The sequence below is a fragment of the Streptomyces sp. NPDC052101 genome, from assembly GCF_040680235.1.
Classification (GTDB): domain Bacteria; phylum Actinomycetota; class Actinomycetes; order Streptomycetales; family Streptomycetaceae; genus Streptomyces.
The window spans coordinates 108,123-133,052 of sequence record NZ_JBFAWH010000009.1; the positions used below are offsets into that span (position 1 = coordinate 108,123).

Below are 24,930 nucleotides of genomic sequence, written 5' to 3' on the forward strand. Positions count from 1 at the left end.
CGTGGCCAGGACCAAGGAATTCGATCCGGACGCCGCGCTCCAGGCAGCCCTCGAGCTGTTCTGGCGGCGCGGCTACGAGGCGACCTCGATGGCCGACCTGGTCGAGCACCTGGGCATCGGCAGGGCGAGTCTGTACGCGACCTTCGGCAGCAAGCACGAGCTGTATCTGAGGGCGCTGGACCGGTACGGACAGACACACAACCCCCTGCTGACCCGGGAACTGTCCCGGCCGGGACCGGTACTGCCGGCGGTGCGCGCGGTGGTCCGGCGGTTCGCCGCCGAGGCCGCCGCCGACCCGACCAGGGAACAGGGCTGCCTGATCGTCAACACGGCGGTCGAGCTGGCCCCGCACGACCGGGCGGCCACCCGCAGGGTGGAGCAGAGCTGGGACCACCTGGAGACGCTGCTGCACTCCGCCCTGGTCCGCGCCCGGGCGCAGGGCGAACTGGCCGCGGACCGCGATCCGCTCGCCCTCGCCCGTACGCTGCTCGTACTGCTCCAGGGGCTGCGGGTGGTCGGCAAGGCCTCGCCGGATCCGGCGAGGGTCCGGGACGCGGCGGAACACGCACTGGCGCTGCTCGACTGAGACGCACGGTCGGCGGCGCCGCTTTTTTCGCACCTCATACTGAACCGATCGGTCAAAAAAAGGGGAGATCATGACCACCACCTCGACACGCGCCCGCTTCACCGGCCGGACGGCCCTCGTCACCGGCGCCGGCGGCGGCATCGGGCGCGCCATCGCGCTGGCCTTCGCCCGCGAGGGCGCGAACGTGGTCGTCGCCGGGCGCCGCAGGCAGCCGCTGGAGGAGACGGTGGCGCTCATCGGGACGGCGGGCGGCAAGGCGCTGGCCGTCACCGCGGACGTGACCAGCGCCGACGACCTCAGGGCCCTGGTCTCCGCGGCCGTGGACCGGTTCGGCTCCCTCGACGTGGCGGTCAACAACGCCGGCGTCATGACCGGGCGCGGGCGGCCCGCGGCGGACCTGCCCGAGGAGGACTGGCGGACGATGCTCGACATCAACGTCACCGGCGTCCTCCTCTCCCTCCAGGCCGAGGTCGCCCAGATGCGGACCCAGCCCGGCGGCGGGGCCATCGTGAACATCGCCTCCCGGATCGGCGTCCACAGCCGGCTGCGCGGCACCACCGGCTACGCCGTCACCAAGGCGGCCGTGTCGGTGCTCAGCCGCGGCGCCGCCCTGGACCACATCGCCGACGGGGTGCGCATCAACGCCGTCAGCCCCGGCCCCACCGCCACGGACATGTCCTTCAAGCCCGGCGAGACCGAGGCCGACCGGGCCAACCGGATGCGCGCCGAGGTCCCGCTCGGCCGGGTCAGTGCCGCCGAGGAGATCGCCGCCGCCGTCCTCTACCTGGCCTCGGACGACGCGGCCTCGGTCGTCGGCACCGACCTGGTGGTCGACGGCGGTTCGACGGCCTGACCCGGTTCAGTCGATCCCCGACCGCTCCACCCCCGCCACGATCCACCGCTGGAAGCACAGGAACACCACGAGCAGCGGCAGGATCGACACGACGGCCGCGACGAACAGCTCGTGCAGCCGGATCACCTGTGACGTCGTGAACGACGACAGCGCCACCTGCACCGTCCAGGCGCTCTGGTCCTGCCCGATCACCAGCGGCCACAGGAAGGAGTTCCAGGCGCCGAGGAAGACGATCGTGCCGACCGCCGCGAACACCGGCCGCGCGTTCGGCACGACCACCAGCCAGTACGTGCGCCAGTAGCCGAGCCCGTCGACCTGTGCCGCGTCCTCCAGCTCCCGCGGGAAACCGAGGAAGTACTGGCGGAAGACGAAGCAGGCGAACGCCGAGAACAGCGTCGGGATGATCAGTCCCCGGAGCGTGGAGATCCAGCCCAGCGACGACACCAGCACAAAGCTCGGCACGAAGGTGACGGCCGCCGGGACGAGCAGGGTGCCGAGGATGCCGTAGAAGACCTTGTTCGCGTGCCGGTACGGGATGCGGGCGAGGCCGTAGCCCGCGAGGGAGGCGAGGAGCAGGGTGCCCAGGGTCGTCGCGACGGCGATGAGCGCGGAGTTGAGCAGCGAGCGGGCGAAGGGAACGGACGGGTCGTCGAACAGCTCCCGGACGTTCCCCCACCTCAACTCACCCGGCAGGAAGGTCCATTCGGGCGAGGTGATGTCCCGCTCGCTGGACAGACCGTTGCGCACGAGCAGATAGAAGGGGATCAGGAAGAGCAGGGCGAGCGCGATCAGCAGCACCAGCCTGAGCGCCCGCCCGGCCCGCACCAGCGCGTCATCCATCGGCGTCCGCCCTCCCCAGCTTCAGCCACCGCGCCTGACCCACGGTGACGACGGCGATGACCAGCGCGAGGATCACCGCGCCCGCGCTGCCGAGCCCGAGGTTCTGCCCCTGCCCGAGAGCCGTGTAGTAGAGATAGACGAGCGGCGGCCGGGCGTACGGCGGATAACCCCTGGCATCGGAGAGCAGGTTGTAGAACTCGTCGAATGCCTGGAAGGCGTTGATGACGAGCAGCAGCAGCACCGCGACCGAGGTGGCCCGCAGCTGGGGCAGCGTGATGTGCCGCAGCACCGTCCAGCCGGGCCGGGCCCCGTCCACGGCGGCCGCCTCGTACAGCACCGGGTCGATCCGCTGCAGCCCGGCGAGGAAGAGAATCATGTAGAAACCGGCCTGCAGCCACAGCCGTACGGTGACGATGACCAGCCAGTACCAGGGCGGATCAGTGATGGACAGCCAGGCCACGGGATCGCTCCCGAACCACCCCAGCACGGTGTTGGCGAGCCCGAACCGCACCCCGTTGAAGATCGACATCTTCCACACGAGGGCGGCGACGACATAACTGCACGCGGCCGGAAGGAAGAAGACCGACCGGAAGAAGGCACGCGCCCGCCGTACCCGGTTGACCATGAGCGCGAGCGAGAGGGAGACCAGGTAGGTGACGGGGACGATGAAGGCGGTGAAGACGAGAAAGGTCTTCAGGCTGCCGACGAACGCGTCGTCCTCCAGCATCGCCGTGTAGTTGTCCAGGCCGACGAAGTGCGTGGGCGTGACGGTGTTGTGCGCGTCGAAGAGGCTGAGGCCCACGCTCCACAGCAGCGGAACGTAGGTGAACAGCGCGAGCCCGGCGGCGAACGGCCCGACGAACACCCAGAACCAGAGGGCCCTGCGACGCCTCACGACGTCTTCTTCGCCTTCTTCGCGTTCTTCACGCGGTCCAGCTCACCGGCCACCTTCCGTACGACGGCCCGCAGTTCACCCTCCGGATCGGCCCCGCCCCTGATGATCCGGCTGAGCGCGTCCTGGTAGGCGGTCTGGCTCGCCGGCGTCCACAGCAGGGGCTGGGCGTAGCCGTGGTCGGTGGTGAAGCGGACGGCGTCGGCGGCGGCACCCGAGCGCAGCTTGGCGGCCTTCCTGGCGAGGGAGATCCGGGCCGGGATGTGAAAGCCGTACGACAGCGCGAAGTCCTCCTGGCAGTCGGCCCGTTCGACCCACAGCCACTTCACGAACTCCTTGGCGGCCTCCGTGTGCCTGCCGCGCGCGCTGACGGCGGCGCCGTACGCCCCAACCGGCACGGAGGGCTTCCCCTGGCCGCCGTCCTTCGGGAACGGCAGCACCCCGAAGTCGTCGCCGAGTTCCTTGTGCACCTGCGGCAGCGCCCACAGGCCCGACCACTGCATCGCGGTCAGCCCCTGGACGAAGGCGGACGGATCGGACCAGTCGGTGGGCGCCCCGAGGAGGAGGGAGTTGTCGGCGTAGAGCTGGTGCAGCTTGCCGAGGGTGCGGGCAGCGGCGGGGTCGTCGAAGCCGACCTTGCCGTCCTCGGTGACGAGCCGCAGCCCGGCGGCGTAGAGGGGCGTACCGCCGAGCACACCGGCTCCCCCGTCGTTCCCCAGGAACAGGCCCTTGGTCTTGCTGCCGGTGAGCTTCTTGGCGGCGTCGACGAGGGCGTCGAGCGTGGCGGGCGGCTCGACCCCGGCGTCCTTCAGCAGGCTCTTCCTGTAGTAGAGCATCTGCATGTCGACGACCTGCGGGATGCCCCAGATCCTCCCTTCGTACGTCTTCGGCGTGAGCACGGCGGGATTGAAGTCGTTCTCGACGCCCTTGAGGAGATCGGTGAGGTCGACGACCTGCCCGCCCTGGATCTGGTCCAGGGTCGGCCCGTTGACCTCGAAGACGTCCGGCCCGGAGTCGGTGAGCAGGGCGGCGGCGGTCTGCTGGTCGTAGTTCCCGGGCCGCCACTGCACCTTGACGCGCGCCTTCTTGTAGGCGGCGGCGTACCGCTCGACGGCCTGCTCGGTGCCCGCCTCCCCGTACTGGTGGTACCACTGCGACAGCTGCGGCCCCGCGCCCCCGCCGTCGCCCCGCCCGGTGTTCGATCCGCACGCGGTGAGCAGTCCGGCGCCCGCGCCCGCCGCCAGCAGCGTCCTACGGCTGATCCTCGTCATCGTGTGCCCCCTGACGTCGGTCATCGATGCACGGCCCAACGATCAACCCTGCACCGGGATTACGAAAGGGGGGTTGCAGCCGTGTGTCACACCTTGAGGCCGATGCCGGCGACGGCGGGCAGCGGGCAGCTCCGTTCGGCTCAGTGCGCGTTCCGTTCGGCGGCGCCCGCCTGCCACTTGCGGCCGATGGCGCGCAGCAGCGCCGGGTACACCCCGAGGTACCGGAAGGGCTTGATGGCGGCCATGTAGAGGGTTCCGAACAGCCCGTTCGGCTTCACCAGGACGGCCATCTGGCCGCGGTAGCCGCCGGATCCGTCCGGGACCCAGCCGATGTGCATCACCGCGTGCACGGTCTTGTTGCCCATCTCGGCGGCCCACTCGTCGTGCCTCTCGTAGAGGGAGGTGAACGGGGACGAGCCGAGGTCGGGACCCCGGGGGCCCTCCCGAAGGTCCGCCGGCAAGCGGTCGCGCAACGAGGGCAGCCGGACGCCGATGCCGGTACCGGCCTTGTCCCAGCCGAGCAGTGCCCCGAGCTTCCAGCGGACGGCGAAGAGCACGCGGGAGACGGGGCCTTCTCCACTCACCCCGCCCCTCATTCCCTCGGCCGTCTGACGCACCAGCCACACCAGGTCGTCCGGTCCGCCGGGGGTGGGCAGTGCCCACACGTCCTCGATCGTGAAGTCGCCGGTGATCTCATGGATCCGCCAGGGGCGGTCGGTGTGGGCGGTTCGGGGAAGTCGCATGGGCAGACCCCTGTCTATACGGTGGCGTATAGATCGAGCGTAGAACCATCTATACGCCCCCGTATACTCGGGGGGAACGTGAGGAGGCACACATCATGGGCGCGACCCGCACGCCACGGGGCAAGTGGATCGAGGAGGGCCTGCGGGCACTCGTCGCGGGCGGACCCGAGGCAGTCCGGATCGAGGCCCTGGCGCAAGCACTCGGCGTCAGCAAGGGCGGTTTCTACGGCTACTTCCGCAACCGGGAGGCGCTGCTCACCGAAATGCTCGACACCTGGGAGCGCGAGGTCACCGAGAGCGTGATCGAGCAGGTGGAGAGCGGCGGGGGAGACGCCAGGGCCAGGCTGGAGCGACTGTTCGCCATCGTCGCCGCCGCCGAGGGGCCGGTGCGGGGCATCACCGCCGACCTGGCGATCCGCGAGTGGGCCCGCCGCGACGCGGCCGTCGCCGAGCGCCTGCGCCGCGTGGACAACCGCCGTATGGACTACCTGCGCTCCCTGTTCTCCTCCTTCTGCCCCGACGAGGACGAGGTCGAGGTCCGCTGCCTGGTCGCCGTCTCGGTGCGCATCGGCAACGACCTCCACGCCTCCGACACCGGCAAGCGCAGCCGCACGGAAGTGATGGAGCTGATCAGACAGCGCTTGCTGGCGTAGCGTTTCCCCAAGGGGGTGCATCTAAGGGGTGCATCCACCAAAATGCCTCACATCGATCCATTCGCCCGATGGAGGCGGATGTGCCATGTCTCTGTCTCTGCATACTCGATTCCTGGCCCGGCGCGGCCTCGCCGCAGGGCTGACCGCCGCCGCGGCCGCACTCGCGACAGCGGCTGCCGCATGGAGCGCGACGACGACGGCAACGGCGATGGCGACGACCACGGCAACGGCGACGACGGCTGCCTCGACTCGGGCGTCCGCCAGTCCGCGCACCTGCGCCCTGAGCGACCTGTACGTCTCCATGGGGGACAAGGAAGGGGCGGCCGGATCGCTCTACTGGGCCATCCGGTTCACCAACACCAGCACCACCACGTGCGCCCTGCGCGGCTACCCGGGCGTCGGCGTCCTGGACACCGCGCACCGGCAGATCGGTCCGGTCGCCACCCGCAGCGGCCGCTCCTACGGCACCGTCGCCCTCGCCCCCGCGCACTCCGCCTCGGCGGTCGTCCGCACCACCAATGGCCCCATCGGCGGCCCCTGCCTGCGCACCGGCACCTACCTGCGGATCTACCCTCCGGCGTCCCGCGCCGCGACCCTGGTCCCGGCCCCCTTCACCACGTGCTCCGGCATCTTCCAGGTGGGCCCGGTGAACGCCCAGGGCGCCTTCTGAGGTGGCGAGAGGAGAAGCAGCAGAGGCGCGAGGGACGGCAGCCCGCACCGGGCGCCTCCGCCCCCCCTCGCGCCTCTCGGCGGCGCGGATCAGCCGCCGAGGTCGCTGCGCTTCTCCAGGCGTGAGCCGCGACGCGGGCTGATCGACATCAGATCGCTCGGCGCGTCCAGTTCCAGGCGGTGCCAGCGACCGCGCGGCACGAGCACGGCGGTGCCCGGCCCCAGCCGCACCATCTCCTCAGCCCCGCCGTCCATGACGGCCCGGAGGTACAGGCGCACGCCACCGGCCAGGCAGCACACGGCCTCCTCCCCCTCGGGATGCACCTCCCAGTGGTCGGCGTGCACGTCGGCGTCGGTCTCCACATGGAAGGCCGCGACCTGCCAGGAGCCGGGTTCGCCCTCGGCCATCCGCCGTGCGCCGGACCGGACACCTCCGTCGGCCCGGAAGTCCAGCATCGAGGAGAACAGATCGACGGTCGTGATGGTCGTGTCGGTCGTGAAGGTCGTGTCGGTCATGACGATGTTCCTTCCATTCGCTTCTTCACAAGGGCGGCGGGGGCCGTGGGGTGCGGGGCCGGGGATCCGGTGAGGCTCGGGCGCCGGGGCAGCACACAGACCGCCACGACCGCCGCGAGCAGGCAGAGCGCGGCCGTGACGGCCAGGCCGAGGGCGTACCCGGCGTTGAGCGCGCCGGGATCGGTGGCCGTACCGGTGCGGTGGGCGGCGACCGTGGCCAGGGTGGCCACGCCGATGCAACCACCCAGCTGCCGTGCGGTGTTGAAGACGCCGGAGGCCATGCCGGCCTCGCCGGGCCGGACGCCGGCCGTCGCGGCGGCGGCCGCCGGCGCGAACACCAGCCCGATGCCGACGCTGGTGACCAGCGACGGCCCGAGCACATCGGTGAGAAAGCCGCCGTGCGGGCTGATCCGAGCGAACCAGGCCATACCCGCGGCGGCGAGCAGCGCGCCGGGCACGAGCGAGGCGCGGGGCGAACGGGTCGCGGTGATACGGGTGGCCGCGATCGTCCCGGCCACCGAGCCCGCGCAGAACGGCAGGAACGCGAGGCCGGTCGCGGCGGCGCCGAGGCCCAGGACCTGCTGGAGATAGAGGGAGATGAAGTAGAAGCCGGTGAACTGCCCGGCCGCGGCGAGGAACACCAGCAGATTGGCACCGGCGACCCAGCGGCTGCGCAGCAGCCCGAGCCGCAACAGCGGTGCGGCCGCCCGGGATTCGACCAGGACGAACGTGAAGAGCAGCAGAGCGGCACCACCGAGAGTGGCCCATGTCCCCTTGGACGCCCACCCTTGGACATCGGTCCGTACGACACCGAACACGAGCAGCCCGGTTCCGCCGGTCGCCAGCAGGGCTCCGAGCACATCGGGCCGCTCCCGCCGTACCGGCCTGGACTCGGCCGGTACGGCCGCGTGGACCAGCACGAGCGCCGTGGCCACGATGGGCAGATTGACCAGCATCACCCAGCGCCAGCCGGCGTACTGGGTGAGCACCCCGCCCGCCAGCACGCCCAGCGCACCGCCCACGGCGTTCATCCCGCTCCACACGCCGAGGGCGCGGACGCGCCGGGGGCCGTCGGTGAAGGTGGTGGTCAGCAACGCCAGCGCGGCCGGCGCGATGGCGGCCGCGCCCACACCCTGCCCCGCGCGAGCGACCACCAACTGACATGGGTCCTGGGCCAGTCCACCGGCGAGCGAGCAGACCCCGAAGACGACCAGCCCCGCGACGAAGAGCCGACGCCGGCCGTACAGATCGCAGGCCCGGCCGCCGAGCAGCAGAAACCCGCCGAAGGTGAGCGCGTACACGTGCACGACCCAAGACAGGCCGAGCGGATCGAAGCCGAGGGCGGTGCGGATCGCCGGCAGCGCGATGTTGACCACGGCCATGTCCAGAGCGACGACGAACTGGGCCACGGCGGAGGCCGCGAGCACGGCCGTTGGGCTGCCCCGTAAGTTTCTATACATGTAAGAAAACTAGCGCGGCCGGGTCCCCGTTGTCGACACCCGGGGGAAACCCCGGAGAGTCCGACGCATGGATGCGAAGAGACCGACGCACGGATGCCAAGAGACCGGCGTACGGATGACCGAGGACGTCGAGGGCATGATGGATGCCATGCCGCAACCGCCCGCACCCCGCAAGACCACCGGCCGACCTGCCCGTATCTCCCGTACGGAGATCCTCCGGACGGCGCTCCGGATCGTGACGGACGAGGGCGTGGACCGGCTGACGATGCGCCGGCTCGCCTCCGAGATCGGCAGCACACCCATGGCGCTCTACCACCACGTCCGCGACAAGGAGGAGTTGCTACTCCTCCTGCTCGACGACTACGCCGCGCGGAACCTGCGCCGGCCGTCCGCTCCGCCGACCGACCCGCGCGAACGCGTCATCGCCGCCGCGACCGCGATCCACGAGGTGCTGGCCGACTGCCCCTGGGTGGTGGAGGTACTGACGGCGGACGACCTGATGTCGAAGTCCGCGCTGTGGTTCGTGGAGCAGATCGTGGACGGCCTGACGGGCAGCGGCCTGTCCCTGGAGGCCGCCGTGCACGGATACCGGGCGATCTGGTACTACACCGCCGGTGAGATCGTGATCCGCGCGACAGCGGCCCGCCGCCGCGAGGCCGACGACCGCCCGACCTACCGCGACCGGGTCTTCGCCGACCTGGACCCGCAGCAACTCCCCCGCCTCGCGGCGGTGGCGGACCGCTGGGCCCCCCTGACCGCGCAGGACACCTACGCACCCGGCCTGACGGCCCTGGTGAACGGCCTGCTGACCACGCCCGACTGAACGAGGGACGGCACCCATACCGGGTACCGTCCGTCCAAGTCACGCGCTCTGCTCGATGGCCTCGAAGATGTCCGCGTCGGTTTCTCGCTGCCATTCGGGGAGATCTCCTCAGCCTGCGACATAGCCCGGCTTCGGATCTTCGAAGTGCTTGTACATCTGGGCCGTCCAGCACACCGCGACGAACTGGCCCTTCTGCTCACGCGTCAAGCGTGCGGCGCGACCTGCGCTGACGCGCACGAAGTCACGCACCTGACCACAGACGGCAGCGGCTGCCGCGCGCTCCCAGTCGGGCGTCTCCTCCCACGGTGTGACGTAGCTCGGCTTCGGCTCGCCAGGAAAGCGCTTGTGCACGCCGGCGATCCACGCCTCTCGAAAGATTCGGCCGTCGCCGCTCATGAAGTCCCCTTTCTTCACACGGCACTCGGCAGTGCCGCGATCTTCTCGTGCAGCTCCGGGATTCGGGGGTCGGCTGGCAGCCCGGCAAGGCGGGGGCGAAGAGTGGACCACAACAGCACCACGACGACGAGGACGAGGGAACCTGTGCGTTGCGGGTTCGGCAGCCGACGCTGTGTACGCCTCAATCGCACTCGGCTGCCTCGCCGACTGGCCGCCGCCAACCCGATGCGGGCGGCGCGGCGGTCGTTGGCCCTCCCGCTGGGCTCCGAGGGTGCGACCCTGACCATGCGGTCGCCGTGGGGGTGCGGCAGATGTATGTCCGCGCCAGCGCCAGGACGGGGACCGGAGGACTCACCGCCGTGGTGACGTACACCAGCAGGCCTGCGATCGCCCTCATGACCGCTCGCTCGCCGGGCCTTCCCCGGTCAGCTTCTCGTAGTGGTCGCACAGGGCTTTGACGGAGCGGGCGAGCTTTCGTGCCACAGCCACGCGGACGGACGGCGTGCAGCCTTCCCCGACCCGCAGCTTCCTGCTCGCCTCTCCGACGCAGGCGAGCGCGCAGTACCGAGGGATGCTGTCCTTCGGTAGACGCCGCGCCTGCTGGTCCACCTCGGGGATCAGCAGTTCCAGCTGGCCGCGCAGCATCGCGGAGAGGGTGTCCAGATCGTTGGAGGCCAGAGGCAGAGCGTCGGGCTCATCGTTCGGCCCAAGCAGCTCCGAAGCGGTCTTGCGCATCGTCGCAATGTCCATCCGGTCCGAGTCGTCGCCGTCGCCGTGCTCCACCGTGGCGTTCACCGGCGCGTCCCCCTGTCCGTGGCGGCACCGCGAGCACTCGCACGGCGGGTACGCGGTGCTCATCACCGGCGGCAGCGACTGGTTCCCATACGCCACGGTGACCGTGCCCCTGTCGTGGATGATCGAGCCGTAGCGGTCCACGGTGTAGACCCACATCGTCATGCCGCCCCGTGGGACGGCACCGGGCGAAGCTGTACCGTTCTTCATGTCGACGCTCCTTCGCAGCGTTGGCCACGCCCCGGGAGGTCTCACCACCTCGCCGGGGTCCGACGCTCTGACCGTAGGGGCGCCCGAAAGGGATCGCCGACCGTAATCCGGTCGCTACTGTCAGGCAGCGAGAATGCCGACCTTGTCCGCGAGTTCAGCTGCCCTGCGGCGGCGAGGCGCCTGTGTCGATTCCACTTCCTCCAAAAGGATCGCCCTCGCGTAGCCGTTGTACCGGATTGTCTCGGGCGCAGCCTCGAACGCCTTCTCCAACGACGCGATGGCGACATCGGGCTGGTTGTCCATCTGGTAGCCGCGAGCCTCTTCGATCCGGTGCCGGGCGCGGCGCGGGCGGGACTTGATGACGCCCCGGTCCGCCCTGGCGGCCTGCCTCACTGATTCGCCCCCCTGACGCAGCTCGACGGCTACCGTCACCGCATGCGCGCCCATCACCGCGCGGGAGAAGGAGGTGACGGGGTGGTAATAGTCGGCGGGCAGCCTGGTGGCCATGTCGTTTGCCTTGTCCCAGTGCCGCCATGCCGTGCCGGTCTCCTGGCGACGGGCCGCGGTGTACCCGAGTTCGAATTCGAGGGCGCCAGCGATAGCAAGAACGTCGTCGCTGGCATCGGGCAGTAGAGGCTCCAGGTAGCGGACGGCCTCCAGATTGACGGCGTCGGCGGCGTCGTAATGACGGGGACCGGTATCGCGGTGCGCTTGGGCAAGCAGCCATGAGGCCACGCCGATCGCGTGAGGGTCTTCGGACTCCTGCGCCGCGATCATGCCGCGCTCGGCGACACGCCACAGCAGGCTTGAGTCAGGCTGGTAGGCGATGAAGAACTGACTCAGGCTGTATGCCTGCGCCAATAGAACCTGTGCCGCGCGCCGCTCAACCGCGCTGTCCGCGTGCCGCACCAACGCTTGGCTGTCCCGGATCAGGTCGGGCAGGAGTTTACCGATGGCCTCTCTGTGGTTCTTCGACGCGTGCCGCGCCTTCCATGCGGCGTGCAGTCGGGCTTCGAGATGCGCAACGGGTGGCGGCTCGATGGCCGTGGAGAGCGGAAACGAGTCGATGGCGACCTTGACAGCGGCAAGCCTCGGATGGCCCGGCCCGACGAACAGGTCCACGTGCGCATCCGGCCGCCCCGTGAGGTCCGCCAGATCGCGCACCCGTAGGATCTCCGCAATTCTGAGGACCGTATCCAGGCCAGGCGCCTTCTGCTGCCCATTCTCGATCTTGCGGTAAGTGTGCGGCGAGATGCCCAGCAGATCGGCTACCTGCGTCTGCGTCATCCCCCGGCGCTCACGTAGCACTTGAACACGCTGACCGAACTTCAGCGGATCGGCGTATGGGTCCGGCGTAGCATCTTCAGACATCACAGCCTTGCCCCTCCTAGCAGCTTCGTCACTGCCAGGGTAGGGCCAGAGTCACTGGCAGCAAGTGCCTCTGCTCCGCTCCTCGGCACCTCGCACTCTCCGGCTCATCGGGGACCAGTTCCTCCTGGCAGGCGCTCACACCTCCTCTCGGGGAGGTCCTCACACCCATCCCGGATCAGTGGCTGCATCTCACCATGCAGGGCATCGGCTTCGTCGGTGAGGTCGAAGAGCGCGAGGTGCCGGTCGACGGCGGACGGGTGGGAGCTGAGGTGGGTGCTGGGCTGTAGAAAAACCGAGCACGCGTGGTCGCTTCGGGATCAAAATGCGCAGGTCGTCAGCTTTCTGGTGGAGATGCCGTACGCGGCGCGCTGGAAGGATTCCAACTCCACTCCGGTCCCCCTCTTGACCGCCCGTCTCGGCGGGAGAAAGATCCACACCCACACCCACCTTCACCACACGGGGCCCCACATGACGAAGAGGCTGAAGAACCGCGTCCTCACTCTGTTCGCGGCCTGCGCAGTGCTCGGCGGCACATCCGTCACACTCGGCGCGAGCCAGGCGTCGGCGGCGGACTGGACCTTCGCGAAGAAGGCAGTGTCGTCCAACGGAAGCTTCTCCATCGCCGCCTACCACGGCGGCACCTACGTGGGCGTCATGGAGTGGAACGCCGACCCGATCGACGCGACCGGCACCCCCGGCGACGCGTTCCGCGTCGGAGACATCGCCTCCGACGGCTGGGGCATGGAGGCGTACATGATCGTCCCGACCTCTTCCCGCACTGCCACCACGCGCGGCCATGCGGCGGTCTACTACAGCCCGTGGAACACCGGCAACCTCGCCGAAGGCAGCGAGGTCGCCATCCAGCTCTGCGCGGTCAACGGCGATGTCTCGGCGTGCAGCATCGCGTACACCGGCCACGCATAGCCGCCACCACCCGAGGCCATGCCCCCCTGCACCAGACCCTGGAGGAACGGGCCTGCGGTGCGGGGCCGTGCTGTGGGAGGGCACACAGAGGACACGCAGAGGGCACAACGGCGCCAGACGGATTCAACGGCAGCCAACGTCAGCAAGCGTCATTCTGCCTGGTCAGCGGCGTAGCTCGGCGGTCTCCGCAGATCATGCACAGAGAGGCGGCACCCCCGCACAGGGTGCCGCCTCTCTTTTCGTGGTCCGGAGCCGTCGCCCATCGGTTGAGGGTCGGGGACGGGCGGCGGCTCCGGCGTCAGGGGAGGGTCAGCGGTGGTCGCTGCCCGCCGAGGTCGTCGCCGCGCGGCCCGCCTCCAGGCGGGCGACCGGGATGCGGAACGGGGAACAGGAGACGTAGTCCAGGCCCACCTCGTGGAAGAAGTGCACCGACTCCGGGTCACCGCCGTGCTCGCCGCAGACGCCGAGCTTCAGGTCGGGGCGGGTACGCCGGCCCGCCTCCGCCGCCAGCTTCACCAGGGAGCCGACGCCGTCCTTGTCGATCGTCTCGAAGGGAGACACGCCGAAGATGCCCTTCTCCAGGTACGCCGTGAAGAAGGAGGCTTCGACGTCGTCGCGGCTGAAGCCCCACACCGTCTGCGTCAGGTCGTTCGTGCCGAAGGAGAAGAACTCCGCCGCCTCCGCGATCTGGCCCGCCGTGAGGGCGGCGCGCGGCAGCTCGATCATCGTGCCGATCGCCAGCTTGAGCGACGTACCGGTCGCCGCCTCCACCTCCGCGATGACCTTGTCGGCCTCCTCGCGGACGATCTCCAGCTCCTGGACCGTGCCCACGAGCGGGATCATGATCTCCGCGCGCGGGTCGCCCTTGGCGGACTTGCGTTCCGCCGCCGCCTCGGCGATCGCTCGGACCTGCATGGTGAACAGACCCGGGATGACCAGGCCGAGGCGTACGCCGCGCAGGCCCAGCATCGGGTTCTGCTCGTGCAGGCGGTGCACCGCCTGGAGCAGGCGGAGTTCGTTCTCGTGCGGCTCCTGGCGGGACTCGGCCAGGGCCACGCGGACCGACAGCTCCGTGATGTCCGGCAGGAACTCGTGCAGCGGCGGGTCCAGGAGACGGATCGTCACCGGGAGGCCGTCCATCGCCTCGAAGAGTTCCACGAAGTCCGTCTTCTGGAGAGGCAGCAGCGCCTCCAGGGATTCCTCGCGCTCCTCCTGCGTGTCCGCCAGGATCAGGCGCTCGACCAGCTCACGGCGGTCGCCGAGGAACATGTGCTCCGTGCGGCACAGGCCGATGCCCTGGGCGCCGAAGCGGCGGGCCCGCAGGGCGTCTTCCGCGTTGTCCGCGTTGGCGCGGACGCGCAGGCGGCGCTTGCGGTCGGCGAAGGCCATCATGCGGTGGACCGCCTCGACCAGCTCGTCGGCGTCGTCGGCGCCCGGGTGCATCCGGCCCTCGAAGTACTCCACCACGGGGGACGGGACGACCGGGACCTCGCCGAGGTACACCTTGCCGCTCGAACCGTCGATGGAGATCAGGTCGCCCTCTTCCACGACGTGTCCGCCGGGGACCGTCATCCGGCGGCGCTTGGTGTCGACCTCCAGCTCCTCCGCACCGCAGACACAGGTCTTGCCCATGCCCCGGGCGACCACGGCCGCGTGGGAGGTCTTGCCGCCGCGCGACGTGAGGATGCCTTCCGCCGCGATCATGCCGTCGAGGTCATCGGGGTTGGTCTCACGGCGGACCAGGATGACCTTCTCGCCCGAGCGGGACCACTTCACGGCCGTGTAGGAGTCGAAGACCGCCCTGCCCACCGCGGCGCCAGGAGAGGCGGCGATGCCGCGCGCGACCCTGTCGACCTTCGCGTCCTCGTCGAAGCGCGGGAACATCAGCTGGGCCAGCTGCGCGCCGGTGACGCGCTGCAGGGCCTCCGTCTCGTCGATCAGGCCCTGGTCGACGAGCTGGGTCGCGATACGGAAGGCGGCACCCGCCGTGCGCTTGCCCACCCGGGTCTGGAGCATCCACAGCTGACCGCGCTCGATCGTGAACTCGATGTCGCAGAGGTCCTTGTAGTGGTTCTCCAGCGTCTCCATGATCTGCATCAGCTGGTCGTACGACTTCTTGTCGATCGTCTCCAGCTCCGCGAGCGGAACGGTGTTGCGGATGCCCGCGACCACGTCCTCGCCCTGGGCGTTCTGCAGGTAGTCGCCGTAGACGCCCTGGTGGCCCGATGCGGGGTCGCGGGTGAACGCCACGCCCGTGCCGGAGTCCGGGCCCAGGTTGCCGAAGACCATGGAGCAGATGTTCACGGCCGTGCCGAGGTCGCCGGGGATGCGCTCCTGGCGGCGGTACAGCTTCGCGCGGTCGCCGTTCCACGAGTCGAAGACCGCGTGGATGGCGAGGTCCATCTGCTCGCGCGGGTCCTGCGGGAAGTCCCGCCCGGCCTCCTTCTTGACGATCTTCTTGAAGGTGGTGACCAGCTTCTTCAGGTCGGCGGCCTCCAGGTCGGTGTCGACCGTGACCTTCTTGGCCTCCTTGGCCTTGTCGAGAGCCTCCTCGAAGAGGTCGCCGTCGACGCCGAGGACGGTCTTGCCGAACATCTGGATGAGGCGGCGGTAGGAGTCCCAGGCGAAGCGGTCGTCGCCGGCCTGCTTGGCCAGGCCCTGCACCGACTTGTCCGACAGTCCGATGTTCAGGACCGTGTCCATCATGCCGGGCATCGAGAACTTCGCGCCGGAGCGGACGGAGACGAGCAGCGGGTTGTCGGGCTGGCCGAGCTTCTTGCCCATGCGGGACTCCAGGGCGTCGAGGTGCGCACTCACCTCGTCACGCAGTGCCGCGGGCTCCGCACCGCTCTCCAGGTAGACCTTGCAGGCCTCGGTGGTGATGGTGAAGCCGGGAGGGACCGGCAGACCGAGGTTGGTCATCTCGGCGAGGTTGGCACCCTTGCCGCCGAGGAGGTCCTTGAGGTCCTTGTTTCCCTCGGTGAAGTCGTAAACGAACTTCACCGCCTGGGGGTCTTTGTTTTCCGACACGGGTCTCGACTCCTTGAGGCCACGGTGGCTGCCCTGACGGCGAGGAACATACCCAGATCGAAGGCACATGGGTACGTCCACTTGCGCGTCATGCGCCTGTAACCACTCGTCCGCCAGCGGATCGAAAGTCAAAGCTTGGCAAGCCACAGCGCCCGGATGTTTTCACTTCTTGAAGGCAACACCATCCCAAGAGCGGGATTTCGCTCAGATGAGCGGGATCCATGCACGTCTGAGTTCGATCGATGAACGATCAAGGGGTGGCACTCGGTGCCACCCCTTGGAGAAGTGCAGTCGCCCATGATCTGCTCATCTGAGCGCAACCCTTATCAAGGGTGGCGAGAATCACGCTGCCACAGCGGGCCCGATTTCACCATGCGGACCGTCCCCGAGACGGGGCACCGCGCCGGAAACACCCTCGTCACACGGCCGAACGCGGCCGATGAGCGGCCGAAGGGCGGGCGACGACATCGGCGTCAGACGCCCAGCGCCAGCAGCCGCTCCTCGATCCGCTCCGGCGCGTAGAGGTGTTCCACGACCAGTGCGCCCGCTCCGATGAGCGCGGCCCGCTCCCCCAGCCGCGAGGTGACGACGTCCAGGTGGGCCGTGGAGCGCGGCAGCGCCCGCTGGTAGAGCAGCTCGCGCACGCCGGTGAGGAACGGCGTCCCGGCGAGGTCGCCCGCGATCATCAGCACGCCCGGGTTGAGCAGGGTCACGACCGTCGCCAGCACATCACCGACCCGGCGCCCGGCCTCGCGGGCCAGCGCCGTCGCCTCGGGATGACCGGCGGCCAGCAGGTCCCGTACGTCCGAGCCGGAGGCGGCCGGCACCCCGCTCTCCGCCAGCCGCCGGGCCACGGCGCCCCCGCTCGCGACGGCGGCCAGACAGCCGTACGAGCCGCAGCGGCACAGCGCGTCCGCGCCGACCCGGATGTGTCCGATGTCGCCCGCGCCGCCGTCGATCCCCCGGTAGATCGCACCGTCCACGACCACCCCGGCGCCGATGCCCGTGGACACCTTGACCAGGACGAAGGCCGTGCAGTCGGGGTGTCCGGCGCGCTGTTCGCCGTAGGCCATGAGGTTGGCGTCGTTGTCCACCAGGACCGGGACGCGGGGCGCGCCGGTGTGCTCGGTGAAGGCGCGGGAGAGGCGGCCCCTTATGCCGTAGCCGTCCCAGCCGGCCATCATCGGCGGCTGCACCACCCGGCCGGTCCCGGTGTCCACCGGGCCGGGCACGGCGATCCCGATGCCGCAGACGTCCGCCGCCGGACGCCCGGTCTTCTCCAGCAACCGGGCGAACCAGTGGCCGAGTTCGCCGAGCACGGCCTCGGGGCCGTCCTCGACGACCAGGGTCCCCGAGTGCTCGCCGAGGATCTCGCCGGTCAGGCCGAGGACGGCCGCTCGGGCGTGCCGGGTGTCCAGGTCGGCGACGAGGACGACCGCGTGGCGGTCATCGAACTCCAGGGTGATGGAGGGGCGGCCGCCGAGCGGCGAGCCGACCGGGCCGCCGGCGCCCTCACGCACCCATCCGGCCCGGAACAGCCGGTCCAGCCGCTGGCCGACGGTCGCCCGGGACAGTCCGGTGACCTGCTGGAGCGCACCGCGCGTCACGGCCCGTCCGCTGCGCACCAGTTCCAGCAGCTCTCCGGCGCCGGCCTGGCCGCCCCGTCTGGCGGCCCTCCCCTGACGTTCGGTCATGCGCACCCCCTTGTGTTTCCCAACTCTGCATTACATAGTGAGTTTTGCGTGTTAAATAGACGTAACTCTACGGTCATGACAACCGAACCCGGTCCGTCCGGCCGGGCGTCTTCGTCTTCGGGGAGCCCCGAGTGGATCGCAGCACGCAGCTCACTGCCCGTCCCGCGCAATACGAGATCGCATACGATCCCCCGGCTTCCGGCGCGCCTTTGCAGGTCAGGGCGGCCCGGGTGCTCGAAGCGAACTGGACGGGCAGCTCGACCGTCCCCTCCCGGAACCTGTATCCGCACCAGTGGTCCTGGGACTCGGCGTTCATCGCGATCGGCCTCCGGCACGTGTCGCCGCAGCGGGCCCAGACCGAGCTGGAGACGCTGCTGGCCGCCCAGTGGGCCGACGGGCGGATCCCGCACATCGTCTTCAACCCCTCCGTACCGCTCGACGCCTACTTCCCGAGCCCCGACTTCTGGCGCTCCGCCACCGCCGGCCGCCCCGCGGGCGCCCCGCGCACCGTACAGACCTCGGGCATCGTGCAGCCACCGGTGCACGCGCTCGCGGCCTGGCTGGTGCACCGCGCCGACCCCGGACTGTCCCGGGCGCGCGGCTTCCTGGCCCGGGTGTACCCGCGGCTGGCCGCCTGGCACCGGTATCTGCTGCACCGCCGGGACCTGGGCGGCGCGGGGCTGGTGTCGGTCGTCCATCCCTGGGAGCAGGGCATGGACAACAGCCCCTGCTGGGACGCCCCGCTCGCCCGGATCACCCCGGCCCCGGCCCGCTCCTTCCGCCGCGCCGACCTCGCCCACGGCGCACCCGAGGACCGGCCGACGGATCTGGACTACGGGCGGTATGTGCGGCTGGCCGCCGACTACCGGGACGCCGGATACGCCGACGGGGGTGGGGAGTTCGCCGTCGAGGACCCCGCCTTCAACGCCCTGCTCATCGCCTCCGAGCACGCGCTGGCCCGCATCGCCGTCGAACTGGGCGCGACCGGCACCGCCCGGCACGCCCGCGCCGAACGACTGACGGCGGCACTGGTGGAACGGCTGTGGGACCCGGCGTCGGGCATGTTCCTGTGCCGTGATCTGCGCGCCGGGGGGCCGCCGGGCGAACGGGGCACATCCGGACCGGCCCGTGAACAGGGCGCATCCGGACCGACGCGCGGGCAGAGCGCCTACGGGCCGACCGGCGGGCAGAGCGCCTACGGGCCGACGAACGAACAGGGTGCCTCCAAGCCCACCGGCGGGCAGAGCACCTCCCAGCCAACCCACGAACAAGGCATCTCCGGACCCACCAGCGGGCACAGCATCTCCCGGCCACCACACGAACAGGGCGCCTCCGGGAGGAACAGCGACCGCAGCGCCTCCGGACCGACCCGCGAGCAAGGCCGCTCCGGACCGCACCCCGGACCAGGCCACCCCGGACCGCCCCGCGAACAAGGCCACCCCGGACCGGCCCGCGAGCGAGGTGGCTTCGAGCCAGCCCCGGGTCAGGGCATCTCCAGCCCGGCCCCCGGCCGGGATGTCTCTGGTCTGATCCGTGAGCGAGGGGTCTCCGGGCTCGTGCCGCTCATCCTTCCCGGGCTGCCGCGCGAGGTCGCCGCCGCGCTGGTGCGCACGCTGTGCGGGCCGCACTTCGGGCTCGGTGACCGCACCCGGCTCGTCCCCAGCTACGACCTCCTCGGCGAGGCCTTCGACCCGCACCGGTACTGGCGCGGGCCGGCCTGGTTCAACACCAGCTGGCTGCTGGAGCGGGGCCTGCGCGTGCACGGCGAGCGGGCGCGGGCCGACGCGCTGCGCGCGGCCGTGCTGCGCCTCGCCGAGGACACCGGTTTCGCGGAGTACGTCGACCCGTACACCGGCGAGGCCTGCGGCGCGACCGGCTTCGGCTGGACCGCCGCGCTCGCCCTCGACCTGCACCACCGGCCGCACCGGGAAAGGCACCGCGGCAGGCACCGCGACATGCGCCACGAGCTGCGGCAAGAGCCGCACAAAGACCTTCCCAAGCGGCCCGGCGAGGGCGTGTCCAAGGCGGCCACCGGCACGTTCGACAGGAGTGACGAAGGAGGAGACCGGGGATGACCGACCGGCATCATCTGCTCGTGCACGGGGCGACGTTCGCCGCCGTGGGCGACAGGGGCGACATCAGCGGTGTCCGGGGCGGCGGCTCCCCGGACGGGTTGTTCGTACGGGACGCCCGGCACCTCAGCCGCTGGCAGCTCACCGTCGACGGCGCCGTACCCGAGGTACTCACCCCGGTCACCGAAGGTGACGCGGCCCGCTGTGTGCTGGTGCCGCGCGGCGGCCGGCAGGAGCCCGCGGCGCACACCCTCTTCCGCCGGCAGGCCGTGGGCGACAGCTCGTTCGTGGAGTCGCTGCGGGTGACCAGCAACCGCCCGGAGCCGACCACGGTCCGGCTCGCCATCACCGCCGACGCCGACTTCACCGACCAGTTCGAACTCCGCTCCGACCACCGCACCTACGCCAAGCCCGGCGCCGTACGCTCCCGTGAAGTCCTCGACGACGGCATCGAGTTCACCTACCGGCGCGCCGAGTGGCATGCGTGTACGACCATCACGGCCGACCCCGCTCCCGACGCCGTGGAGGAGACCGGTACCGGTGCCCGCCGCCTGGTGTGGACCCTCGGCCTGGCCCCGCACGGCACGACCGAGCTGCTGCTCCGTGTGATCGCCCGCCCGCACGGCGAGAAACGGGCTCTGCGCGTGCCCCGCGACCCCGCCTCCGTGCGCGAGCAACTCATCGCCATGGAAGGGGAGTTCATGGAGGGCGTGGCCTTCCCGACCGGCTGGCCGGAGCTGGCGGCCGCCTGCGCGCGGGGCCTCGCCGACCTGGCCGCGCTCCAGGTGCCGGCCACCGGACCGGACGGCGAGGAACTGCGCGTCCCGGCCGGCGGAGCCCCCTGGTTCCTCACCCTCCTCGCCCGCGACGCCCTGCTCACCTCCCTGTTCGCGCTGCCGTATCGCCCGGAACTGGCCGCCGCCACGCTTCCCGCGCTCGCCGCGACCCAGGCGAGCGGCGCCGGTGTGTCCCCGGTCGCCCAGCCCGGCAAGATCGTGCACGAGGTGCGGCACGGCGAGCTGGCGCACTTCGGGCAGGTGCCGTTCGGCCGGTACTACGGCTCGGTGGACGCGACCCCGCTGTTCCTGATCCTGCTCGGCACGTACGTCGAGCGGACCGGGGACGCGGAGCTGGCCCGACGCCTGGAGCGGCATGCGCGGGCCGCCGTCGCCTGGATGCTCGACCACGGCGGACTGACCACCCGCGGCTACCTCGTCTACCGCGCCGACGAGGGCGGCCTCGCCAACCAGAACTGGAAGGACTCCCCCGGCGCAATCTGCTGCGCCGACGGCACCCGGCCCACCGGCGCGGTCATGGCGGCGGGCGCGCAGGGCTACGCGTACGACGCGCTGCGCCGCACGGCGTGGCTGGCGCGCACGGTGTGGGGCGACGAGACGTACGGGGCGCTGCTGGAGCAGGCGGCCGCCGATCTGCGGGACCGGTTCCAGCGGGACTTCTGGATGCGGGAGCACTCCTTCCCGGCGCTCGCGCTGGACGGCGAGGGCCGCCAGATCGACGCGCTGGCCTCCGACGCCGGGCATCTGCTCTGGTCCGGGCTGCTGGACAAGGAGTACGGCGAGGTGGTGGGCCGACGGCTGGTGGAGCCGGACTTCTTCTCCGGCTGGGGCGTGCGGACGCTGGCCGCGGGACAGCCGGCGTACCACCCGCTGTCGTACCACCGGGGTTCCGTGTGGCCGCACGACAACGCGCTGATCACGTTGGGGCTCGCGCGGTACGGGCTGCATGACGAGGCCCGGGCGGTGGCGCGTTCGCTGATCGACGCGGCGACGGTGGCGGGGCATCGACTGCCGGAGGTGCTGGCCGGGTACGGGAGGGACACGCATCCGGAGCCGGTGCCGTATCCGCATGCGTGTGTGCGGGAGTCCCGGTCGGCCGCGGTGCCGCTCGCGCTGCTTTCAGCGATAGGGGGTGTGTAGCGCCGTTGTCCGCTGCGGGTCCGTTGTGGCTGGTCGCTCCCCCAATTCTCGGCTTCGCTCGAACCGGGGGGACCCCCATCGCGGCGGAGCCGCATATCGACACAGCCCCGCGCCCCTGAAAGCGCGATATTTGCCCGGTGTTTGCCCAGTGCTGTGAACAGGGGTCGGGGAACGGCCGTACTCGACGGCGTCACGGGTCTCGTAGGGAAGGACGCCGGGTTGTCCCAGGACATGAGCATGCGCGAATCAGCCGCGGGGGCAGCCGAGGAGGCTGTGCCGGAGGAGTCGGCTCCCGACTCCATACCGGTGCCGGCCGCCCCCCGGCGCCCGTGGACCGCCTGGCTCCGGCGTCCTTGGATCGCCTGGCGGACGTATACGCGGCGCTGGCGGGAGCGGTATCCCGCGGTCGCCCGGGCCATGTCCGTCACGGTCACCGTGGTCGCCGCCGTCCTGGTCGTCGCCGCGCTGGTGATGCCGAACTCCGTGGTGCAGCTGGAGCCTTCGCAGTTTCTGCGGATACCGGCGGAGGCCGTGATCGGGGCGGCCGTGATGATCGCTCTGCCGCGCCGGCCGCGGGTGGCGCTGGCTGCCGTGTCCGGGGTCGCGCTGGCGGCGATGACCGTGCTGAACGCGCTCGACATGGGCTTCAAGCAGTACCTCGGCCGGGGCTTCAACGTCGTTCTCGACTGGAGCCTGTTCGGTGACGCGGAGTCGTATCTGGAGGACTCGCTCGGCCGTACGCGGACCCTGGTCGCCGTCGCCGGTCTGATCACCCTCGTGCTGCTGCTCTTCGTGCTGCTGGCGCTGTCCGTGATCCGGCTGAGCAATCTGCTCGCCCGGCACACCGGCATCGCGACGCGGGGCACGCTGGTGGCCGGGGTCGTCTGGATCACCTGCTCCTCGCTCGGCCTCCAGGTGTTCGGCGTACCGCTCGCCTCCGACAGCACCGCCACCGCGCTGAAGGCCCAGGCCCATCTGGTCTCGGCCACGCTCAAGGACGAGGCGGAGTTCCGGAAGGTGGCCAGGGTGGACGCCTTCGGGAACACCCCGGGCAGCCAGCTGGTCCCGGATCTGCGGGGCAAGGACATGATCTTCACGTTCATCGAGAGCTACGGCCGGAGCGCGGTCGAGGACCCGATCATGGCGCCCGGTGTGGACAGCACGCTGGATGCCCGTACGAAGGCCCTGGCCAAGGCCGGTTTCCATGCCAAGAGCGGCTGGCTGACCTCGGCGACCTACGGCGGCAGCAGCTGGCTCGGCCACTCCACCACCATGTCGGGCCTGTGGATCAGCAACCAGCAGCGCTACCGCACGGTCATGGCGAGCGACCACATGAGTCTGACCGACGCGTTCAAGAGGACCGGCGCCTTCGACACCGTCGGCGTCATGCCGGGTGTGCAGAAGGCGTGGCCGGAGCAGAGCTGGTACGGCCTCGACAAGGTCTACAACGCTTTCGAACTCGGTTACAAGGGACCGAAGTTCAGCTGGTCGACCATGCCGGACCAGTACACGCTGCAGCAGTACCAGGACCGGGTGCACAGCAAGAAGCCCGCCGACGGCAAGGCGCGGATGTCGCTGCTCATCCTCACCTCCAGCCACACTCCGTGGGCGCCGATCCCCAAGATGGTCCCCTGGAACCAGCTGGGCGACGGCTCGGTCTTCGACTCCATCGAGAAGGCGGGCCACCCGTCCACCTACACCCTCACCGACGACACGCACACCAAGGAGGAGTACGGCAAGTCCGTCCAGTACACGGTGACGGCGCTGACCGAGTGGCTGGAGCGCTACGGCAACGAGAACACCGTGCTGGTCTTCCTCGGCGACCACCAGCCGAACGCCCACGCCAGCGGCAACCACGCCAGCCGTGACGTCCCGATCTCGATCGTCGCCAAGGACCCGAAGGTCCTCGGCAAGATCGACAGCTGGGGCTGGACCGACGGCCTGCGTCCCGCCCACAACGCGCCGGTCTGGAAGATGAGCGCGTTCCGGGACCGCTTCCTGACGGCGTACGGCTCGACGCCGCACCCCAAGAAGGGCTGATCAGCCGCCCGACGTGTCCAGTTCCGCGTCCTCGCTCACGCCCGCGCAGTCGTAGGGGTCCTTCAGCCAGCCGTCCGGCAGCACCACCCGGTTGTTGCCGGACGTACGGCCGCGCGGGCCGTCGGCGCCGGCGGGCCAGGGCTGGTCGAGGTCCAGTTCGTCCAGGCCGGACCGCAGCTCCTGGAGTGAGGACGTGATCGCGAGTCGCCCCCGCATCTCGGAGCCGACCGCGAAGCCCTTCAGGTACCAGGCGACGTGCTTGCGGAAGTCGATCACGCCCTTGGACTCGTCGCCGATCCACTCGCCGAGCAGACGGGCGTGCCGGACCATGACGTCGGCCACCTCCCGCAGCGACGGCCGGGCCAGATCCGCGGCGCGCCCCTCGAAGGCGGCGACCAGGTCCGCGAACAGCCACGGCCGGCCCAGGCAGCCCCGGCCCACGACCACTCCGTCGCAGCCGGTCTCGCGCACCATCCGCAGCGCGTCCTCGGCCGACCAGATGTCGCCGTTGCCGAGCACGGGGATCTCCGGGACGTGCTCCTTGAGGCGGGCGATGGCGTCCCAGTCGGCGGTGCCGCCGTAGTGCTGGGCGGTCGTGCGGCCGTGCAGGGCGATGGCCGTGACGCCCTCCTCGACGGCGATGCGGCCGGCGTCGAGGTAGGTGATGTGATCGTCGTCGATGCCCTTGCGCATCTTCATCGTGACGGGGAGGTCACCGGCGCCGCTCACCGCCTCGCGCAGGATCGCGCGCAGCAGGTTCCGCTTGTAGGGGAGGGCCGAGCCGCCGCCCTTCCGCGTGACCTTCGGGACCGGGCAGCCGAAGTTCAGGTCGATGTGGTCGGCCAGGTCCTCCTCCGCGATCATGCGGACGGCCTTGCCGACGGTCGCCGGGTCGACGCCGTACAGCTGGATCGAACGCGGCTGCTCGCTCGCGTCGAACCTGATCAGCTGCATGGTCTTCTCGTTGCGCTCGACCAGCGCCCGGGTGGTGATCATCTCGCTGACGAACAGGCCCTTGCCGCCGCTGAACTCCCGGCACAGGGTGCGGAAGGGCGCGTTGGTGATCCCCGCCATGGGTGCGAGCACGACGGGCGGCGCGACGGCGTGCGGGCCGATGGACAGCGGGTGGGACATCACAGGGCTCCGGTACGGATGTAC

20 protein-coding genes and 1 pseudogene are annotated in these 24,930 nt (G+C 70.5%); 9 read left to right on the plus strand and 12 right to left on the minus strand.

The annotated features are described in order from the left end of the window. Position 1 precedes the first annotated feature (1 nt). Both AB0L75_RS18135 and AB0L75_RS18140 read left to right on the plus strand, forming a co-directional pair. Complete coding sequence (locus AB0L75_RS18135) at positions 2-586, plus strand: TetR family transcriptional regulator (RefSeq protein WP_365181893.1); 585 nt, start codon at positions 2-4, stop codon at positions 584-586. Positions 587-656: 70 nt separating this feature from the next. Beyond that, positions 657-1,439, plus strand: a complete 783-nt coding sequence (locus AB0L75_RS18140; protein ID WP_365181894.1) for a glucose 1-dehydrogenase — start codon at positions 657-659, stop codon at positions 1,437-1,439. Between the two features lie 6 nt (positions 1,440-1,445). Here AB0L75_RS18140 and AB0L75_RS18145 read toward each other — a convergent pair whose 3' ends face one another. The 4 genes from AB0L75_RS18145 to AB0L75_RS18160 all read right to left on the minus strand — a co-directional run bounded on the left by AB0L75_RS18145 (position 1,446) and on the right by AB0L75_RS18160 (position 5,185). Continuing rightward, positions 1,446-2,279: a carbohydrate ABC transporter permease gene (locus AB0L75_RS18145; RefSeq protein WP_365181895.1), complete on the minus strand. Its 834-nt coding sequence runs from the start codon at positions 2,277-2,279 to the stop codon at positions 1,446-1,448. Continuing rightward, positions 2,272-3,174, minus strand: a complete 903-nt coding sequence (locus AB0L75_RS18150) for a sugar ABC transporter permease (protein ID WP_365181897.1) — start codon at positions 3,172-3,174, stop codon at positions 2,272-2,274. The genes AB0L75_RS18145 and AB0L75_RS18150 overlap by 8 nt, the downstream gene beginning before the upstream one ends. Next, positions 3,171-4,442 carry a sugar ABC transporter substrate-binding protein gene (locus AB0L75_RS18155; RefSeq protein ID WP_365181899.1) on the minus strand — a complete coding sequence of 424 codons (1,272 nt, stop codon included), beginning with the start codon at positions 4,440-4,442 and terminating at the stop codon, positions 3,171-3,173. Before AB0L75_RS18155 ends, AB0L75_RS18150 begins: the two co-directional genes overlap by 4 nt. A gap of 140 nt (positions 4,443-4,582) precedes the next feature. Beyond that, positions 4,583-5,185 carry a DUF2867 domain-containing protein gene (locus AB0L75_RS18160; protein ID WP_365181901.1) on the minus strand — a complete coding sequence of 201 codons (603 nt, stop codon included), beginning with the start codon at positions 5,183-5,185 and terminating at the stop codon, positions 4,583-4,585. Positions 5,186-5,280: 95 nt separating this feature from the next. Here AB0L75_RS18160 and AB0L75_RS18165 point away from each other — a divergent pair, with 95 nt between their 5' ends. Beyond that, on the plus strand, positions 5,281-5,838 hold the full coding sequence (locus AB0L75_RS18165) for a TetR/AcrR family transcriptional regulator (RefSeq protein WP_365181902.1): 558 nt from the start codon (positions 5,281-5,283) through the stop codon (positions 5,836-5,838). A gap of 85 nt (positions 5,839-5,923) precedes the next feature. After that, the gene (locus AB0L75_RS18170) at positions 5,924-6,508 is read left to right on the plus strand and encodes a DUF4232 domain-containing protein (protein ID WP_365181904.1); all 585 of its coding nucleotides are present in this window, start codon (positions 5,924-5,926) and stop codon (positions 6,506-6,508) included. Between the two features lie 89 nt (positions 6,509-6,597). Here AB0L75_RS18170 and AB0L75_RS18175 read toward each other — a convergent pair whose 3' ends face one another. Together AB0L75_RS18175 and AB0L75_RS18180 are read right to left on the minus strand one after the other, a co-directional pair. Then, positions 6,598-7,023: a cupin gene (locus tag AB0L75_RS18175; RefSeq protein WP_365181906.1), complete on the minus strand. Its 426-nt coding sequence runs from the start codon at positions 7,021-7,023 to the stop codon at positions 6,598-6,600. Continuing rightward, positions 7,020-8,483 (minus strand): MFS transporter, encoded by a 1,464-nt coding sequence (locus tag AB0L75_RS18180; RefSeq protein WP_365181907.1) that lies wholly within the window; start codon positions 8,481-8,483, stop codon positions 7,020-7,022. Before AB0L75_RS18180 ends, AB0L75_RS18175 begins: the two co-directional genes overlap by 4 nt. Before the next feature lie 148 nt (positions 8,484-8,631). On the opposite strand from AB0L75_RS18180, the gene AB0L75_RS18185 reads away from it, so the two are divergent. Next, positions 8,632-9,306 (plus strand): TetR/AcrR family transcriptional regulator, encoded by a 675-nt coding sequence (locus AB0L75_RS18185; protein ID WP_365182126.1) that lies wholly within the window; start codon positions 8,632-8,634, stop codon positions 9,304-9,306. Positions 9,307-9,345: 39 nt separating this feature from the next. Here the strand turns inward: AB0L75_RS18185 and AB0L75_RS18190 are convergent. The 3 genes and pseudogenes from AB0L75_RS18190 to AB0L75_RS18200 all read right to left on the minus strand — a co-directional run bounded on the left by AB0L75_RS18190 (position 9,346) and on the right by AB0L75_RS18200 (position 12,075). Next, positions 9,346-9,702, minus strand: a pseudogene (locus AB0L75_RS18190) (hypothetical protein). Positions 9,703-10,095: 393 nt separating this feature from the next. Continuing rightward, positions 10,096-10,704, minus strand: coding sequence for a DUF6415 family natural product biosynthesis protein (locus AB0L75_RS18195; protein ID WP_365181909.1), 609 nt, complete (start codon positions 10,702-10,704; stop codon positions 10,096-10,098). 120 nt (positions 10,705-10,824) lie between these two features. Further along, complete coding sequence (locus AB0L75_RS18200; protein WP_365181910.1) at positions 10,825-12,075, minus strand: helix-turn-helix domain-containing protein; 1,251 nt, start codon at positions 12,073-12,075, stop codon at positions 10,825-10,827. A gap of 468 nt (positions 12,076-12,543) precedes the next feature. Between AB0L75_RS18200 and AB0L75_RS18205 the strand changes: the two genes are divergently transcribed. Further along, positions 12,544-12,999, plus strand: coding sequence for a hypothetical protein (locus tag AB0L75_RS18205; RefSeq protein WP_365181912.1), 456 nt, complete (start codon positions 12,544-12,546; stop codon positions 12,997-12,999). A gap of 309 nt (positions 13,000-13,308) precedes the next feature. On the opposite strand, the gene ppdK is transcribed toward AB0L75_RS18205, so the two are convergent. Then, positions 13,309-16,029, minus strand: coding sequence for a pyruvate, phosphate dikinase (gene ppdK, locus AB0L75_RS18210; RefSeq protein ID WP_365181914.1), 2,721 nt, complete (start codon positions 16,027-16,029; stop codon positions 13,309-13,311). Positions 16,030-16,502: 473 nt separating this feature from the next. Further along, positions 16,503-17,723, minus strand: coding sequence for an ROK family protein (locus AB0L75_RS18215; protein ID WP_365181915.1), 1,221 nt, complete (start codon positions 17,721-17,723; stop codon positions 16,503-16,505). Between the two features lie 131 nt (positions 17,724-17,854). Between AB0L75_RS18215 and AB0L75_RS18220 the strand changes: the two genes are divergently transcribed. From AB0L75_RS18220 to AB0L75_RS18230, 3 genes are all read left to right on the plus strand, one after another. After that, positions 17,855-19,798: a hypothetical protein gene (locus tag AB0L75_RS18220; RefSeq protein WP_365181917.1), complete on the plus strand. Its 1,944-nt coding sequence runs from the start codon at positions 17,855-17,857 to the stop codon at positions 19,796-19,798. Then, the gene (locus AB0L75_RS18225; RefSeq protein WP_365181918.1) at positions 19,795-21,732 is read left to right on the plus strand and encodes a glycogen debranching N-terminal domain-containing protein; all 1,938 of its coding nucleotides are present in this window, start codon (positions 19,795-19,797) and stop codon (positions 21,730-21,732) included. The genes AB0L75_RS18220 and AB0L75_RS18225 overlap by 4 nt, the downstream gene beginning before the upstream one ends. A gap of 417 nt (positions 21,733-22,149) precedes the next feature. Continuing rightward, entirely contained in the window at positions 22,150-23,772 is a 1,623-nt protein-coding gene (locus AB0L75_RS18230; RefSeq protein ID WP_365182128.1) for a CDP-alcohol phosphatidyltransferase, read from the plus strand. Here AB0L75_RS18230 and dusB read toward each other — a convergent pair whose 3' ends face one another. After that, a complete protein-coding gene (gene dusB / locus AB0L75_RS18235; RefSeq protein WP_365181920.1) occupies positions 23,773-24,906 on the minus strand; it encodes a tRNA dihydrouridine synthase DusB in 1,134 nt (377 codons plus the stop codon). Positions 24,907-24,930: the final 24 nt, after the last annotated feature.

Excerpts from the sequence above, each read along its gene's own strand:
- AB0L75_RS18140 (WP_365181894.1), top strand. The coding sequence starts at position 657 with ATGACCACCACCTCGACACGCGCCCGCTTCACCGGCCGGACGGCCCTC.
- AB0L75_RS18145 (WP_365181895.1), bottom strand. The coding sequence starts at position 2,279 with ATGGATGACGCGCTGGTGCGGGCCGGGCGGGCGCTCAGGCTGGTGCTG.
- AB0L75_RS18155 (WP_365181899.1), bottom strand. The coding sequence starts at position 4,442 with ATGACGAGGATCAGCCGTAGGACGCTGCTGGCGGCGGGCGCGGGCGCC.
- AB0L75_RS18160 (WP_365181901.1), bottom strand. The coding sequence starts at position 5,185 with ATGCGACTTCCCCGAACCGCCCACACCGACCGCCCCTGGCGGATCCAT.
- AB0L75_RS18165 (WP_365181902.1), top strand. The coding sequence starts at position 5,281 with ATGGGCGCGACCCGCACGCCACGGGGCAAGTGGATCGAGGAGGGCCTG.
- AB0L75_RS18170 (WP_365181904.1), top strand. The coding sequence starts at position 5,924 with ATGTCTCTGTCTCTGCATACTCGATTCCTGGCCCGGCGCGGCCTCGCC.
- AB0L75_RS18175 (WP_365181906.1), bottom strand. The coding sequence starts at position 7,023 with ATGACCGACACGACCTTCACGACCGACACGACCATCACGACCGTCGAT.
- AB0L75_RS18180 (WP_365181907.1), bottom strand. The coding sequence starts at position 8,483 with ATGTATAGAAACTTACGGGGCAGCCCAACGGCCGTGCTCGCGGCCTCC.
- AB0L75_RS18185 (WP_365182126.1), top strand. The coding sequence starts at position 8,632 with ATGCCGCAACCGCCCGCACCCCGCAAGACCACCGGCCGACCTGCCCGT.
- AB0L75_RS18195 (WP_365181909.1), bottom strand. The coding sequence starts at position 10,704 with ATGAAGAACGGTACAGCTTCGCCCGGTGCCGTCCCACGGGGCGGCATG.
- AB0L75_RS18200 (WP_365181910.1), bottom strand. The coding sequence starts at position 12,075 with ATGTCTGAAGATGCTACGCCGGACCCATACGCCGATCCGCTGAAGTTC.
- AB0L75_RS18205 (WP_365181912.1), top strand. The coding sequence starts at position 12,544 with ATGACGAAGAGGCTGAAGAACCGCGTCCTCACTCTGTTCGCGGCCTGC.
- AB0L75_RS18215 (WP_365181915.1), bottom strand. The coding sequence starts at position 17,723 with ATGACCGAACGTCAGGGGAGGGCCGCCAGACGGGGCGGCCAGGCCGGC.
- AB0L75_RS18225 (WP_365181918.1), top strand. The coding sequence starts at position 19,795 with ATGACCGACCGGCATCATCTGCTCGTGCACGGGGCGACGTTCGCCGCC.
- AB0L75_RS18230 (WP_365182128.1), top strand. The coding sequence starts at position 22,150 with ATGTCCGTCACGGTCACCGTGGTCGCCGCCGTCCTGGTCGTCGCCGCG.
- dusB (WP_365181920.1), bottom strand. The coding sequence starts at position 24,906 with ATGTCCCACCCGCTGTCCATCGGCCCGCACGCCGTCGCGCCGCCCGTC.